Source organism: Pseudomonas sp. ef1 (assembly GCF_007293365.2).
Classification (GTDB): domain Bacteria; phylum Pseudomonadota; class Gammaproteobacteria; order Pseudomonadales; family Pseudomonadaceae; genus Aquipseudomonas; species Aquipseudomonas siliginis.
Map to the genome: position 1 here is coordinate 5,841,995 of NZ_CM129815.1, position 15,375 is coordinate 5,857,369.

General features: G+C 60.3%; 14 protein-coding genes. 8 read left to right on the top strand and 6 right to left on the bottom strand.

Going from position 1 to position 15,375, the window contains the following annotated elements:
- Window positions 1–17 precede the first annotated feature (17 nt).
- Window positions 18–506 (bottom strand): CS1 type fimbrial major subunit, encoded by a 489-nt coding sequence (locus FEE99_RS26655; protein ID WP_041479903.1) that lies wholly within the window; start codon window positions 504–506, stop codon window positions 18–20.
- A gap of 494 nt (window positions 507–1,000) precedes the next feature.
- Between FEE99_RS26655 and FEE99_RS26660 the strand changes: the two genes are divergently transcribed.
- Both FEE99_RS26660 and FEE99_RS26665 read left to right on the top strand, forming a co-directional pair.
- Window positions 1,001–1,576, top strand: coding sequence for a PadR family transcriptional regulator (locus tag FEE99_RS26660; protein WP_016773362.1), 576 nt, complete (start codon window positions 1,001–1,003; stop codon window positions 1,574–1,576).
- Window positions 1,573–2,361, top strand: a complete 789-nt coding sequence (locus FEE99_RS26665) for a siderophore-interacting protein (RefSeq protein WP_041479904.1) — start codon at window positions 1,573–1,575, stop codon at window positions 2,359–2,361. The genes FEE99_RS26660 and FEE99_RS26665 overlap by 4 nt, the downstream gene beginning before the upstream one ends.
- A gap of 93 nt (window positions 2,362–2,454) precedes the next feature.
- Here the strand turns inward: FEE99_RS26665 and FEE99_RS26670 are convergent, their stop codons facing one another.
- Together FEE99_RS26670 and FEE99_RS26675 are read right to left on the bottom strand one after the other, a co-directional pair.
- The gene (locus FEE99_RS26670) at window positions 2,455–3,084 is read right to left on the bottom strand and encodes a Pr6Pr family membrane protein (protein ID WP_041479905.1); all 630 of its coding nucleotides are present in this window, start codon (window positions 3,082–3,084) and stop codon (window positions 2,455–2,457) included.
- A 1-nt stretch (window position 3,085) separates the two neighbouring features.
- Window positions 3,086–3,316 (bottom strand): VF530 family protein, encoded by a 231-nt coding sequence (locus FEE99_RS26675; protein WP_016987543.1) that lies wholly within the window; start codon window positions 3,314–3,316, stop codon window positions 3,086–3,088.
- A 298-nt stretch (window positions 3,317–3,614) separates the two neighbouring features.
- Between FEE99_RS26675 and FEE99_RS26680 the strand changes: the two genes are divergently transcribed.
- Complete coding sequence (locus FEE99_RS26680; RefSeq protein ID WP_041479906.1) at window positions 3,615–4,976, top strand: carbohydrate porin; 1,362 nt, start codon at window positions 3,615–3,617, stop codon at window positions 4,974–4,976.
- 222 nt (window positions 4,977–5,198) lie between these two features.
- The gene (locus tag FEE99_RS26685; RefSeq protein ID WP_041479907.1) at window positions 5,199–7,610 is read left to right on the top strand and encodes a glucose/quinate/shikimate family membrane-bound PQQ-dependent dehydrogenase; all 2,412 of its coding nucleotides are present in this window, start codon (window positions 5,199–5,201) and stop codon (window positions 7,608–7,610) included.
- 205 nt (window positions 7,611–7,815) lie between these two features.
- Here FEE99_RS26685 and FEE99_RS26690 read toward each other — a convergent pair whose 3' ends face one another.
- Window positions 7,816–8,004, bottom strand: coding sequence for a hypothetical protein (locus FEE99_RS26690; RefSeq protein WP_041479908.1), 189 nt, complete (start codon window positions 8,002–8,004; stop codon window positions 7,816–7,818).
- Between the two features lie 396 nt (window positions 8,005–8,400).
- Here FEE99_RS26690 and lon point away from each other — a divergent pair, with 396 nt between their 5' ends.
- The 4 genes from lon to cmoB all read left to right on the top strand — a co-directional run bounded on the left by lon (window position 8,401) and on the right by cmoB (window position 13,313).
- Complete coding sequence (lon, locus tag FEE99_RS26695) at window positions 8,401–10,815, top strand: endopeptidase La (protein WP_041479909.1); 2,415 nt, start codon at window positions 8,401–8,403, stop codon at window positions 10,813–10,815.
- Between the two features lie 214 nt (window positions 10,816–11,029).
- Window positions 11,030–11,422, top strand: a complete 393-nt coding sequence (locus tag FEE99_RS26700) for a protease inhibitor I42 family protein (RefSeq protein ID WP_041479910.1) — start codon at window positions 11,030–11,032, stop codon at window positions 11,420–11,422.
- A 194-nt stretch (window positions 11,423–11,616) separates the two neighbouring features.
- Window positions 11,617–12,360, top strand: coding sequence for a carboxy-S-adenosyl-L-methionine synthase CmoA (gene cmoA, locus FEE99_RS26705; protein WP_041479911.1), 744 nt, complete (start codon window positions 11,617–11,619; stop codon window positions 12,358–12,360).
- Complete coding sequence (cmoB, locus tag FEE99_RS26710; RefSeq protein ID WP_041479912.1) at window positions 12,357–13,313, top strand: tRNA 5-methoxyuridine(34)/uridine 5-oxyacetic acid(34) synthase CmoB; 957 nt, start codon at window positions 12,357–12,359, stop codon at window positions 13,311–13,313. The genes cmoA and cmoB overlap by 4 nt, the downstream gene beginning before the upstream one ends.
- Before the next feature lie 131 nt (window positions 13,314–13,444).
- Here cmoB and tadA read toward each other — a convergent pair whose 3' ends face one another.
- Window positions 13,445–13,942 (bottom strand): tRNA adenosine(34) deaminase TadA, encoded by a 498-nt coding sequence (tadA, locus tag FEE99_RS26715; protein WP_041479913.1) that lies wholly within the window; start codon window positions 13,940–13,942, stop codon window positions 13,445–13,447.
- Complete coding sequence (locus FEE99_RS26720; protein ID WP_041479914.1) at window positions 13,942–15,318, bottom strand: multicopper oxidase family protein; 1,377 nt, start codon at window positions 15,316–15,318, stop codon at window positions 13,942–13,944. The genes tadA and FEE99_RS26720 overlap by 1 nt, the downstream gene beginning before the upstream one ends.
- Window positions 15,319–15,375 lie beyond the last annotated feature (57 nt).

Genomic DNA, 15,375 nt, shown 5'->3' on the forward strand with positions numbered 1-15,375 from the left:
TGGACCTGATCAGTCGATCAGTTGCCGCCAACCGGTGGCACGGCGTCGAAGATCATCGCCACGGAACCGGTGTAGTCACCCGGCTGGAAGTTGCTGCCTTTGGCGGAGATTTTCAGCGGGGCGCGGTAGTTCACATCCGACTCGGATTCACCGACGACCATTTGCGGGGTCAGGGTCAGTTCCTTGTTGTTGAGCATGACCTGCAGGTCGATCGAGGTATTGCCGGCAACCAGTTTCGGCAGGCTTTCCAGGCTGGCGTGAACCGAACCGTTGTTATTGCGCACATCGAAGAAACCGTTGACGTCGGCCATCTTGCCGGTGGTCGGCTGATAGCTCATGTCCTGGTCCTTGTTGACCAGATCCGGATCGGTCGGCACCACATAGAAACCGTTGGTTGGCACATGAGCGATCAGGCTGATGGAGTGCGACGCTTCGCCCGCAGCGAAGGCAGTGGAGGACATTGCCAGAAGAGCCAGTGGAGCAGCGATTGCGATTTTCTTGAACATCGTTCAGTACCTGTTTGCTTTATATAGGGGTGTCATTGAAAGTTCACAAACCATTTGCTCATCGACCGCCGGAGCAACTTGAACCTTCAATGGCGGGCATCATCGGCTGTTGCCTCTGGAATGTAAGCAGGCAACTTCCGACAAACTCGTAGTTAAACAACCTCACACCCCGCCAGAAAAAAGAACAAAAAACAGATACTTGCAACATTCGCTGTAAGTTGCGCCCTACACACAGTTACAGGCAAAAAACCATACAGCAACTTAGCCGCTTTAACGCGGTAACTTGCGAGGAATTAGAACATATACTCAAGTACAACTAGAGCGATAACTTTAACTTCAAGGTCACCGCTGTGTCTTATTGATCAAAAAACTTTTTCCGGCTCTTTTTCGCTTTGACCACTCGTCCGTCAAGCTCAGGACAAGGCCAAAAACGTCTTGCGCAACCCTTAAGATATATCTTAAGTTGTATCTAAATACGACGAGAGAGAAGCGAAATGAGAGACCATCATTCCCCCCATCGCGAGCACGGCGATGGCCGCGACGGCTTCGAGAAACGCCCCGGTCGCGAACGCGGCGGTCGCGGCCCGCGCGTTTTTGCCCCCGGCGACTTGAAATTGCTGTTGCTGGCGCTGATCGCCGAGCAGCCCTGCCACGGCTACGACCTGATCCGCCAGATCGAAGGCATGTTCGATGGCGCTTACAGCCCGAGCCCCGGGGTGATCTACCCGACCCTGACCTTTCTCGAAGAGAGCGATTTGATTGCCGGTGATGCCGAGGCCGGCAAAAAGCGTTACAGCGTCACCGACGCAGGTCGTTTGTCTTTAAGTGAACAAGCGGTGGCGCTCGACGGCGTACGCATGCGCATTGACGTCAGCAAGCGCTCGCTGCGCGGCCATGATCGTCCGCCGGAAATCCACGAAGCGGTGCACAACCTGCGCCATGCCTTGCAGCTGCACCACGGGCGCTGGAGCGCCGAGGAAATCCTGCGCGTGCGCGACCTGCTCAACGACACCGCCAAAGCCATCGTCGACGGCCCTGCCGTTCAACCTGCCACGGAGAAAGCCGAATGACTGCAGTCGATACTCAAACCATTCACCGCGTGATGCACGAAATCAAACGGCGCAAACTTGAAGTGCTGCGCGTCACCGACCTGACCCCGCGCATGCGTCGCATCACCCTCGGCGGGCCGGAACTGGCCGGGTTCATCAGCCTGGGCACGGACGATCACGTCAAACTGCTGTTCCCGCAGAACGCCGAACAAGCGGCGGCGCTGGAGACGATGCAACTGGGCGCCGGCAAGGACAACGGGCCGATGCCCGAGATGCGCGACTACACGCCGCGTCGTTACGACCTGGAAAAAATGGAGCTGGACATCGATTTCGTCCTGCACGGCGACGGCCCCGCCTCGACATGGGCCGAGCAGGCACAACCGGGGCAGTTCCTGCACATCGGCGGGCCACGCGGGTCGATGATCGTACCGGACATCTTCGACAGCTATCTGCTGATCGGCGACGAAACCGCCCTCCCCGCCATCGCCCGCCGCCTCGAACACCTCGCGGCGAATCGCAAGGCGCTGGTGGTGATCGAAGTGGAAAACGGCGCTGAGCAGCAAGTGCTGGAAAGCGCAGCGCCGTTCAATGTGATCTGGGTCCTGCGCGAAGGCGGCAAGGACAACCTGCTGGCTACCGTCAAGCAATTACAGGTGCCCAAGGGCAATCTGTACGCATGGGTGGCGACCGAAACCAAGGTCTCACGGCAGATCCGCCGGGTACTGATCGATGAGCATGGGCTCGATGACCAGTTCATCAAGGCGGTCGGCTACTGGCGCGCGGAAGGCACTTCCGAGGAAGAGTAAATCCGAGAAGCAAAAGATCGCAGCCTTCGGCAGCTCCTACAGGGGTATGCATTCCAAATGTAGGAGCTGCCGAAGGCTGCGATCTTTTGATCGTTACGGCCGAAATCGATCCAGACCAATCACTAGCAACCCCACCAACACAAACCCCACCAATATCCCCCCGGCATTCGCCAGCACCTGTGGATAACCCAACACCGCTACATCAATGAACGGGTACGCATACGCGCCGAGCAGATGCCCGCGCAGCAAGGCGTAGATGAAATACACCAGCGGATAGATCAGCCACAGCGGCAGATGCCACAGGCGCAACGTGCCTTTGGGGACGCAGCGCCACCAATAGCCGAGAAACAGCAATGGCATGACGTCGTGGAGCAACTCATCGGCAACAAACTGCCAGCCTTCGGGGTGCCACAAGTGTCGCAACAGGATGCTGTAGGCCAGACCGACCACGGCGATGCTCACTGCGATTCCACTGCTGACCCACGGTTGCAGAAACCAGCGCCGTGCGGCGGATTCGCGCTCGGTGACCGCGCAGGTCAACACCGTCGCCACCAGTGTGTTGGTCAATATGGTGAAGTAGCTGAAGAAACTCACCAGCCCGCCCAGCAGGCTGGCGCCGATGCTCAATCGTGCGAAGAAGATCAGGTACAGCTGAATCGTCAATCCGGCCCAGCCCAACACGGCCAGGCCGGTGATCAGGCGTCGGCGCCTCGCGCTGTCCATCTCAGAGCGGTCGCTTGGTGCGCATCAGTTTCACGTACAGGCGCTCGACCTTCTCCCGCGCCCACGGGGTTTTACGCAGGAAGGTCAGGCTCGACTTGATGCTCGGATCGCTCTTGAAGCAACGGATGTCGATACGCTCGGCCAGCCCCGACCACTCGTAGTGAGTCACCAGTGCATTGAGGATCTGTTCGAGGGTCACGCCGTGCAGCGGATCGGGGGTTTGTTCGTTCATGCCGGGCCTTTGGGCGAAGTGATATGCAGAAGCCGCGCACCTTAGCCGAGGGGCTGAGCGGGTGGAAGGCCTTCCTGCAAATGTAGGCCAACCCGGGAAGATCGCAGGCTGTGGCCCGACTCACAATGCGCCCGTTTGCCGCACTGTTACCGAATCCGAAACGCTGCATGTCTGCAAAAGCGCTTTCTCAATTTGTTACAGATCATTATCCTGCCGCCCTTCCGCTGAAACGCTTCACTGCCTGCGACAATCTGAAGCGCTCGGCCTGCACCTGAAAACATCAAAAAAAGACTTCTTCATGCCTGACTTTTCCTTCTCCCGAGACAGCGCTATCTCTGCCCTGCGCACCCTTGGCGGCTGCACCGCCCTCGGCCTTGCCACTTGCGCCCACGCGGCGCCGGCCTTCGACAGTGAATCACCGTACATGCTCGGTGACTGGAACGGCACGCGCACGGAACTTGCGGAAAAAGGCTACGACTTCAAACTCGATTACACCGGCGAAATGGGCAGCAACCTGCACGGCGGTTACGATCACGACCGCACTGCCCGCTACAGCGACCAGTTCGGCCTCGGCACCCATCTGGATCTGCAGAAGATCCTCGGTTGGAACGACGCTGAATTTCAGCTGACCATCACCAAGCGCAGCGGCAACAACATCAGCAACGACCGCATCAACGACCCGCGCGTTGGCGGCTTCACTTCCGCGCAGGAAGTCTGGGGTCGTGGCCAGACCACACGCCTGACGCAGATGTGGTATCAGCAGAAATTCTTCGATCAGAAACTCGACATCAAGGTCGGCCGTTTCGGCGAAGGCGAAGACTTCAACAGCTTCCCTTGCGACTTCCAGAACCTCGCGTTCTGCGGCTCGCAGGTCGGCAACTGGGTCGGCGGCATCTGGTACAACTGGCCGGTCAGCCAGTGGGCGCTGCGGGTCAAATATCACCTGACGCCCGAGCTGTATGCGCAGGTCGGCGCCTACGAGCAGAACCCGTCGAACCTCGATCGCGGCAACGGTTTCAAACTCAGCGGCAGCGGCACCCAGGGCGCGATCCTGCCGGTCGAACTGGTGTGGACGCCGAAGCTCAACGGTCTGCCGGGCGAATACCGCGCCGGTTACTACTACAGCAATGCCAAAGCCTCTGACGTTTATAAAGACCAGAACGGCCAACCGGCAGCGCTGAGCGGCGAAGCCTATCGCAGTGCCTCGAGCAAGCACGGCGTATGGCTGGGCATTCAGCAGCAGGTCACCAGTATCGCCAGCGACCACTCCCGTGGTTTGAGTCTGTTCGCCAACGCGACGATGCATGACAAGAAAACCAATGCCATCGACAACTACGTGCAGGCCGGCCTGACCTACAAAGGTCCGTTCGATGCCCGCGCCAAGGACGACATCGGTTTTGCCCTCGCTCGTGTGCACGTCAACCCGGCCTATCGCAAGAACGCCGAGGCGAGAAACCGCGCCAACGCCGTCTACGACTACGACAATCCGGCGTTCCTGCCACCGCAGGACACCGAATACAGCGCCGAGCTGTATTACGGCGTGCACGTGACCAACTGGCTGACCGTACGCCCGAACCTGCAATACATCCGCCACCCCGGTGGCGTGAACGACGTCGACGACGCCCTGATCGGCGGGATCAAGATCCAGTCGTCGTTCTAAAAAACGCCACAAGGCCCTGTGGGAGCTGGCTTGCCAGCGATAGCAATCTGTCTGGCGATTTAAGTGTTGGATGTGCAATCGCCATCGCTGGCAAGCCAGCTCCCACAGGGATCCATGAAATTCGTTAGCCGAACAAGTTTTTATCTGAACCATGCCTGCGCCAGATCGTCATCTAAAGTGACTACAGCGCGGGACTACATAAACGTCACGGAGAATCACACTATGAGCACCGAAAGTGCTTCGAGTCGGGGCCGTCTGCTACCGGGCCTGCTCGGCATTCTGCTTCTACTGATGGGCCTGGCCATGCTGGCCGGGGGAGTCAAGCTGAGCATGCTCGGCGGCTCGCTTTATTATCTGCTGGCCGGTATCGGCATCGCGCTGAGTGGCCTCCTGCTGCTGATGCGTCGCCGCGCGGCGCTGGGCCTGTACGCCACCGTGCTGTTTGCCAGCACGGTATGGGCATTGTGGGAAGTCGGTCTGGACTGGTGGCAACTGGTGCCGCGTCTGGCGCTGTGGTTTGTCCTCGGTTTCGTGATGCTGCTGCCGTGGTTCCGTCGCCCGCTGCTGCTCAACGGTCCGGCGAAAATCGGCACTGGCGGTCTGACCGTGGCGGTGATCCTGGCCGGCGTTACCGCCCTGGCCAGCCTCTTCACTCATCCAGGCGAAACCTTCGGTGAACTGGGCCGCGACACTGCGGACATGACCAGCACCGCACCGGCCATGCCGGATGGCGACTGGCAGGCGTACGGTCGCACCGAGTTCGGTGACCGCTACTCGCCGCTCAAGCAGATCACCCCGGAAAACGTCGGCAAGCTGCAAGAAGCCTGGCGCATCCAGACCGGCGACCTGCCAACTGCGGATGACCCGGTCGAGCTGACCAACGAAAACACCCCGCTCAAAGCCAACGGCATGGTCTACGCCTGCACCGCGCACAGCAAAGTGCTGGCACTGGACCCGGACACCGGCAAGGAAATCTGGCGCTTCGATCCACAGATCAAGAGCCCGGTCGGCTTCAAGGGCTTCGCCCACATGACCTGCCGTGGCGTGTCGTACTACGACGAAGCCGCCTATGCCAAGTCTGAAAATGCCGGTTCCGCTGTCATCTCTGAAGCCGGCCAGGCCGTTGCTCAGGCCTGCCCGCGTCGCCTGTACCTGCCAACTGCTGATGCCCGCCTGATCGCACTGAACGCCGACACCGGCAAGATCTGCGAAGGCTTCGGCACCAACGGCGTGGTCGACCTGACCCAAGGCATCGGCCCGTTCACCGCTGGTGGTTACTACTCCACCTCGCCAGCAGCGATTACCCGTGATCTGGTGATCATGGGCGGTCACGTTACCGACAACGAATCGACCAACGAGCCATCGGGCGTGATCCGCGCCTTCGACGTGCGCGATGGGCACCTGGTGTGGAACTGGGACAGCGACAAGCCGGACGCCACCGAGCCATTGGCTCCGGGCGAAACCTACAGCCGCAACTCGGCGAACATGTGGTCGCTGGCCAGCGTCGATGAAAAACTCGGCATGGTCTACCTGCCACTGGGCAACCAGACCCCTGACCAATGGGGCGGCAACCGCACCCCCGGCGCCGAGAAATTCAGCGCCGGCCTCGTCGCGCTGGACCTGGCCACCGGTAAAGTGCGCTGGAACTACCAGTTCACCCACCACGACCTGTGGGACATGGACGTGGGCAGCCAGCCTACCCTGCTCGACATGAAAACCGCCGACGGGGTGAAACCTGCGCTGATCGCTCCGACCAAACAGGGCAGCCTGTACGTCCTCGACCGTCGTGACGGCACGCCGATCATTCCGATCAAGGAAATCCCGGTACCGCAGGGTGCCGTGAAAGGCGACCACACCGCACCGACCCAGGCCCGTTCGGACCTCAACCTGCTGGCCCCGGAACTGACCGAAAAAGCCATGTGGGGCGCCAGCCCGTTCGACCAGATGCTGTGCCGCATCCAGTTCAAGGAACTGCGTTACGAAGGCCAGTACACCCCGCCATCGGAACAGGGCAGCCTGATCTATCCGGGTAACGTCGGCGTGTTCAACTGGGGCGGCGTCTCGGTCGACCCGGTTCGCCAACTGCTGTTCACCAGCCCGAACTACATGGCCTTCGTCTCGAAAATGGTGCCACGCGAGCAAGTCGAAGCCGGCAGCAAGCGCGAGAGCGAAACCTCGGGCGTGCAGCCAAACACTGGCGCGCCATACGCGGTGATCATGCACCCGTTCATGTCGCCACTCGGCGTACCGTGCCAGGCCCCGGCCTGGGGCTACGTCGCCGGTATCGACCTGACCACCGGCAAAGTCGTGTGGAAACGCAAGAACGGCACCAGCCGCGACAGCTCGCCAATCCCGATCGGCTTCACCCTCGGCGTACCGAGCATGGGCGGTTCGATGGTCACCGCCGGCGGCGTCGGCTTCCTCAGCGGCACCCTTGACCAGTACCTGCGTGCTTATGACGTGAATACCGGTAAAGAACTGTGGAAATCGCGCCTGCCAGCAGGCGGCCAAGCGACTCCGATGACCTACACCGGCAAGGACGGCAAGCAATACGTGCTGCTCGTTGTTGGCGGTCACGGCTCGCTGGGTACCAAGATGGGTGACTACATCATTGCGTACAAACTGCCGGAATAAGCGGTAGCGGCGGTAAAAAAGAAGGCGCCACCCTGTGAGGGGTGGCGCCTTTTTGCATGGAGGCGTGCCCAACATGCTCCATTCGCACCAAGGTGTATGGCATCAATGAAGTCTGTCCACTTCGCCTTGGGCAATTCGGTGCTTTCAAGAAAAAATCAAAAGATCGCAACCTTCGAACGCTTGTCGTCAGCGTGACCCGACAGAATCAAAAGGCTTTTCCTCCATTTGCCATCCGTTGCAATCGATCGATGATCAGTTGCTCGGCATGCTTGCGGGTTTCCAGCAACAAACTCTTATCCGTTTCGCTGTAGATCACCTGGAAACGCAAACCCGGCGTGTCGGAAGAATATTCGCGAATGATGAAATCCCTGTATTTCGTATCGGTATGACTCATGGTTCGATTCCTTGACGTTGGTAAATTCTCGAACACCTCTCTGTCGTTCGAGATTGAACCGCAATCTTCGGCCGATTGAGTCAGTTGTCTACTGTCAGAAATTACAGGGACTAAAGGCCAGTTCGAAATAAGCCGAACGGAATCCATCAAAACTCCATTTAATAGTTAAAGCTAACCAACACTCGCGTTTTTCGCTAGTTATGCACAGACATTGTTAGATTCCAATAGGCCCCCCGTGCCGACCTGAAGGATCTCGCCACCGCCCAAAGGCCGCCGAGGTTAACAAGGTGAAAAACTTTGCAAACCTGAACACACAAGCAGAAACACACCCGCCCCATTGAAACCACCCCACCCCTGCCCCATCTAAGACCCCATACCCCATTGCGCAGGTGCCCCATGACCGACCAGCAAGATCGCCCGGACAACCACGACGATTACGAAAACGACCACATCGAACACACCTCCTCCGGCACCGGCCTGGCGCTGCCCGGGCAAAACCTGCCGGACAAGGTCTACATCATTCCGATCCACAACCGTCCGTTCTTCCCGGCCCAGGTCCTGCCGGTCATCGTCAACGAAGAACCGTGGGCCGAAACCCTCGAACTGGTCAGCAAATCCGAACACCACTCCCTGGCCCTGTTCTTCATGGACACGCCCCAGGAAGACCCGCGCCACTTCGACACCGGCGCCCTCCCCGAATACGGCACGCTGGTCAAGGTGCACCACGCCAGCCGCGAAAACGGCAAACTGCAATTCGTCGCCCAAGGCCTGAGCCGCGTGCGCATCAAGACCTGGCTCAAGCACCATCGCCCGCCGTACCTGGTCGAAGTCGAATACCCGCACCAGCCCACCGAGCCGACCGACGAGGTCAAGGCCTACGGCATGGCGCTGATCAATGCGATCAAGGAATTGTTGCCGCTCAACCCGCTGTACAGCGAAGAGCTGAAGAACTACCTCAACCGCTTCAGCCCCAACGATCCGTCGCCGCTGACCGACTTCGCCGCCGCGCTGACCTCCGCCACCGGCCCCGAGCTGCAAGAAGTGCTCGACTGCGTGCCGATGCTCAAGCGCATGGAAAAAGTCCTGCCGATGCTGCGCAAGGAAGTCGAAGTCGCGCGCCTGCAGAAAGAAATTTCCGCCGAAGTTAACCGTAAGATCGGCGAGCATCAGCGTGAGTTCTTCCTCAAGGAGCAACTCAAGGTCATCCAGCAGGAACTCGGCCTGACCAAGGACGACCGCAGCGCCGACCTCGAACAGTTCCAGCAGCGCCTCGAAGGCAAAACCCTGCCGGCGCAAGTGCAGAAGCGCCTCGAGGAAGAAACCCACAAACTGTCGATCCTCGAAACCGGCTCGCCGGAATACGCCGTCACGCGCAATTATCTGGACTGGGCAACATCGGTGCCGTGGGGCGTATACGGCGAGGACAAACTCGACCTCAAGCACGCCCGCAAAATCCTCGACAAGCACCATGCGGGTCTGGACGACATCAAGGATCGCATCCTCGAATTCCTCGCCGTTGGAGCTTACAAAGGCGAGATCAGCGGCTCGATCGTGCTGCTGGTCGGCCCACCGGGCGTGGGTAAAACCAGCGTCGGCAAATCCATCGCCGAATCCCTCGGGCGGCCGTTCTACCGCTTCAGCGTCGGCGGCATGCGCGACGAGGCCGAAATCAAGGGCCACCGCCGCACCTACATCGGCGCCCAACCGGGCAAACTGGTGCAGGCGTTGAAAGACGTCGAAGTGATGAACCCGGTGATCATGCTCGACGAGATCGACAAGATGGGCCAGAGCTACCAGGGCGACCCGGCCTCGGCGCTGCTGGAAACTCTCGATCCTGAGCAGAACGTTGAATTCCTCGACCACTACCTCGACCTGCGTATGGATCTGTCGAAGGTGCTGTTCGTCTGCACCGCCAACACCTTGGATTCAATTCCCGGCCCGTTGCTCGACCGAATGGAAGTGATTCGTCTGTCCGGCTACATCACCGAAGAAAAAGTCGCCATCGCCAAGCGTCACTTGTGGCCGAAACTGCTGGAAAAGGCCGGCGTATCAAAAGGCAGCCTGAGCATCAGCGACAGCGCGCTCAAAGCACTGATCGATGGCTATGCCCGCGAAGCCGGCGTGCGGCAGCTGGAAAAGCAGATGGGCAAACTGGTGCGCAAAGCGGTGATGAAGCTGATCGACGATCCGAAAGCGGTGATCAAACTCGGGCCGAAAGACCTCGAAGCCTCGCTGGGCCATCCGGTGTTCCGCAATGAGCAAGTGCTGTCCGGCACCGGCGTGATTACCGGTCTGGCCTGGACCAGCATGGGCGGCGCGACCTTGCCGATCGAGGCCACGCGGATTCATACGCTCAACCGGGGCTTCAAGCTCACCGGGCAATTGGGCGATGTGATGAAGGAATCGGCGGAGATCGCCTACAGCTACGTCAGCTCGCACCTCAAGCAATTTGGTGGTGATGCGAAGTTCTTCGACGAAGCCTTCGTCCACCTGCATGTACCGGAAGGCGCAACACCAAAGGACGGCCCGAGCGCCGGCGTGACCATGGCCAGCGCCCTGCTCTCGCTTGCACGCAATCAACCGCCGAAAAAAGGCGTGGCGATGACCGGCGAACTGACCCTGACCGGGCATGTACTGCCGATCGGCGGTGTGCGCGAGAAGGTAATCGCGGCGCGCCGGCAGAAGATTTTCGAATTGATTCTGCCGGAACCGAACCGGGGTAACTTTGAGGAATTGCCGGATTATCTGAAGGAAGGGATTACCGTGCACTTTGCCAAGCGGTTTGCGGATGTGGCGAAGGTGCTCTTCTGATAACTCGATAGCGCCGGCTCTACCGCTTTCGCGAGCAGGCTCGCTCCCACAGGGTTGTGCAGTGAACACAGAAATTGTGAACACCGCTGCCCACTGTGGGAGCGAGCCTGCTCGCGAAGGCGTCAGTCCTGACAACCCCTCCCCTGACTGTCACACTTTGTCCCATCTTCAGTTATGCTCGCCGTTCGTCGTAACCGCCGGAGCTGCTGACCTCATGTCCCCCATTCGCCTGTTTTTCCCCCTCGCCCTTTCCTTGCTGGCGGCCTGCGCCACGCAACTGAAACACAACGTGACCGTGGAAAAACAAAGCGAATGTCCCGTGCGGCTCAACGTCGGGCAAAACCTGATCATCAGCCTGCCAAGCAACCCGACCACCGGCTACCGCTGGGCGATTCAGGATTCAGCTGGCGGCGTGTTGCGCGCCCTCAGCCCCGAGGTTTACAGCAATCCGGAAGATGCCGGCGTGGTTGGCGCAGCGGGGGTTTCGACCTGGCGCTTCCAGGCCTTCGCAGCAGGCACCGGGCGTTTGCGCCTGACCTCGCAACAACCGTGGGCTCCGGAAGTGCTGCCTGTTGAGACCTTCGACTGCGCCATTTCGGTGAACTGACTGCAGCTTCTTCGCGAGCAGGCTCGCTCCGACAGATCACCGCGCCCCCCTGTGGGAGCGAGCCTGCTCGCGAAAGCCATATCCCAGACGGCGAGAATTACACCCGGTTCGGTGCTTTATCAGACAACCCAAGCATCCCCGCGCCACTTTGGCTAAAATGCCGGCCTTTTCCACCGACACCGCCGGACGCCGCCGTGAGCAAAGAACCCGATCGCCTATTCGCCCAGCCTTTGGCCCAGGTGCCTGACTTCGCCTTCAATGAAGACGTGGTGCGGGTGTTCCCGGACATGATCAAGCGCTCGGTGCCGGGTTACCCGACCATCGTCGAAAACCTCGGCGTGCTCGCGGCGCAATTCGCCCAGCCGAACAGCGTGCTCTACGACCTCGGCTCGTCGCTCGGCGCAGTGACTCAAGCCCTGCGCCGTCATGTGCGCACCGACGGCTGCCGGGTTATTGCTGTGGATAACTCGGCGGCGATGGTCGAGCGTTGCCGCGAGTATCTCAATGGTCAGGATTCGATGTTTCAGGAACTGCTGCCGGTCGAGGTAATTGAGGGCGATATCCTCGCGCTGCAATTTGAGCCCGCCTCCGTAGTCGCGCTGAACTTCACCCTGCAATTCATCGCCCCGGATCAGCGCACCGCGTTGCTCTCGCGGATTCGCCAATCGTTGTTGCCCGGCGGCGCGCTGATTCTCTCGGAAAAGCTGCGCTTCAACGATGCCGAAGAGCACGCCCTGCTCACCGACCTGCACGTAGCGTTCAAACGCGCCAACGGCTACAGCGAACTGGAAATCGCCCAGAAGCGCAGCGCCATCGAAAACGTCATGAAGCCCGACAGCCTCGAAGAACACCGCGAACGCCTGCTGGCCGCCGGGTTCTCGAAAGTCGTGCCGTGGTTCCAGTGTCTTAACTTTGCCTCGTTGATTGCCTTGCCATGATTGATCTGTCCCCCCTCGCCCGGCGTCTGGCCGGTACACCGCTGGCCGAATGGGCCAACACGCTGCAAGCGCAACTCGACAAGAAAATGGACAAAGGCCACGGCGATCTGGAGCGCTGGCAAAGTGCGCTGGACGCCTTGCCGAAGATCCAGCCAAGCGAAGTCGACCTGCTCAACGGCCTGAAACTCGACACCGATTGCGACGACGACACCCGCGCACAGATGCGCACCGCGCTGATGGGCCTCTCGCCGTGGCGCAAAGGGCCGTTCGACCTGTTCGGTGTGCATGTCGACACCGAATGGCGTTCGGACTGGAAGTGGTCGCGGGTCTCCCCGCACCTCGACCTGAAGGGCAAACGCATCCTTGATGTTGGTTGCGGCAACGGCTACTACATGTGGCGCATGCTCGGCGCCGGTGCCGACAGCGTCATCGGTGTCGACCCGAACTGGCTGTTCTTCTGCCAGTTCCAGGCGGTGCAGCGTTACTTGTCCGAGCCGAATGCCTGGCACCTGCCGTTCCCGTTCGAAGACCTGCCGCCGAATCTGGAAGGCTTCGACACAGTATTTTCCATGGGCGTGTTCTATCACCGTCGCTCGCCGATCGAGCATTTGCTGGCGCTGAAGGATTGCCTGGTCAAGGGCGGCGAACTGGTGCTGGAAACCCTCGTGGTCGAAGGCGACAAGCATCAGGTGCTGGTGCCGGAAGATCGCTACGCGCAGATGCGCAACGTGTGGTTTTTGCCGTCGGTGCCGGCGCTGGAATTGTGGCTGCGGCGGGCGGGTTTCAGCGATATTCGTTGCGTGGATGTCAGCACGACCACGGTTGAGGAACAGCGCGGGACCGAGTGGATGAAGTATCAGTCGCTGAGTGATTTTCTTGATCCCGAGGACCACAGCAAAACCATTGAAGGGCTGCCGGCGCCGATGCGGGCGGTTATCGTCGCGAAGAAATAACCCGATCTCCCCACCAACGGAGATCCACCTGTGGGAGCGAGCCTGCTCGCGAAAGCGGTGTGCCAGTCACCATTCATTTTGAATGTACCGACGCTTTCGCGAGCAGGCTCGCTCCCACATTGAAGCTGTGTTTATTCAGCAGTTTTTGTGCGTCTGGCGCGGAAAAACTCGGTCAGCACCGCACCACATTCTTCTGCCAGCACTCCGCCCTCATACAACACCCGGTGATTCAAAAAGCCCTGGGTAAAAAACTGCCCCTGACTTTGCACAATCCCGGCCTTGGGTTCCAGCGCGCCGTACACCACCCGCGCCACCCGCGAATGCACGATCAGCCCGGCGCACATGCTGCAAGGCTCCAGCGTCACATACAGCGTACTGCCCGGCAGGCGATAGTTATCCACTGCCTGCGCAGCGGCGCGGATCGCGACCATTTCCGCATGGGCACTCGGGTCGCTGGTGCTGATCGGGCAATTGAAGCCGCGACCGATGATCACGCCATCGTGCACCAGCACCGCGCCCACCGGCACCTCACCGAGGGCGGCGCCCTGCGCGGCGAGGGTCAAGGCTTCGCGCATGAAGTCGCGGTCGCGGCTGCGGTCGATGATCGCCGCCGGGCGGATCTGGCGCATCACTTCACCTCGATCGCGGCCATCAGGCCGGTTTCCATGTGGTCGATGACATGGCAGTGGAACATCCACACCCCCGGGTTATCCGCCACCAGCGCCACTTGCGCACGCTCGTTCTTGCCCAGCAGATAGGTGTCGGTGAAATACGGCACGACTTTGTGCCGGTTCGACGCGATCACCTTGAAGCTCATGCCGTGCAGGTGGATCGGGTGCTGGTACTGAGTCATGTTCTTCAATTCGAAAATATAGCTCTGGCCCAGTTTCAGGCTGGCAATCGGTCGGTCAGCACAGGTCTTGTCGGTGATGTCCCAGGCCTTGCCGTTGATCTGCCAGAGGCTCGGCGGCTTGCCGTTTTCGGTGTTCACCGAGACCGAGCCGACCCATTCGAAATTGAAGTTGAGTTTCTCCGCATTGGCCAGATCCGGCTCGGCCACCGGGTTGGCCGGCAGCGCTTTCGGCCAGTCCGTCGGCGCATCGGTGTTGGCGACCGAACGTAGCGTGCCAAGGCGCACCGGGCCGTTGCGCAGCGACAACTCTTCACCGGCCGCCGGCGCCTTGATCGCCAGGCAAATGCGCATGCCGGGGCCGAGCCAGTATTCCTTGCCCAACGGGCGGGGCTCGACCGGGTTGCCATCCAGCGCGTAGATCTTCGCTTCGACACCGGGGATGTTGATCCGATAGGTCAGGGTGTTGTCGAGATTAAGCAGACGCACCCGGGTGACCTGCCCGGCCGGCAGATCAATCACCGGCAGCGGCACACCATTGATCGTCGACAAGCGCCCGGCGGTACCGCCACGGGCCGCTTCGCGGGGGATGCTGAATTCGACGAACTGACCTTGCTCGTCGACATGCCAGTTCTTCAGGCTCAGGGTTTTCTCGTACTTGAAACCGGTCGGCTCGCGTTCCTCGATGATCAGCGGCCCGACCAGCCCGCGTCCGAGTTCTTCGCTGCTGCTGACATGCGGGTGATACCAGTAGCTGCCGGCGTCCGGCACACGGAATTTGTAGTCGAAGTATTCGCCCGGCAGCACCGGCAGTTGCGACACATAAGGCACGCCGTCCATTTCCAGCGGCAGACGGATGCCGTGCCAGTGAATGGTAGTCGCCACCGGCAGGTGATTGATGAAGCGCACCCGCAACCATTCACCCTGGCGCACGCGCAACTCGGTGCCCGGCGCCGACGGGCCGAACGCCCAGGCCTCGGTCTTGTGGCCCGGCACCAGTTCGACATCGAGCGGCGCGGCGATCAGTTCATAGTCGTGGCCGGCCTCGGCGTCGGCCATCTTGCCCAGCCAGTAACGCGACGCGCCTCCCGCGCCCACGCCAACGACAACAAGACCGGCCAGGCCACCGAGGATTTGGCGACGGGTAAAGGACATGAACTCAACTACCTCACGTATCAGCGACAGACCCCGAGGGACCCGCAAAAGGCGAAT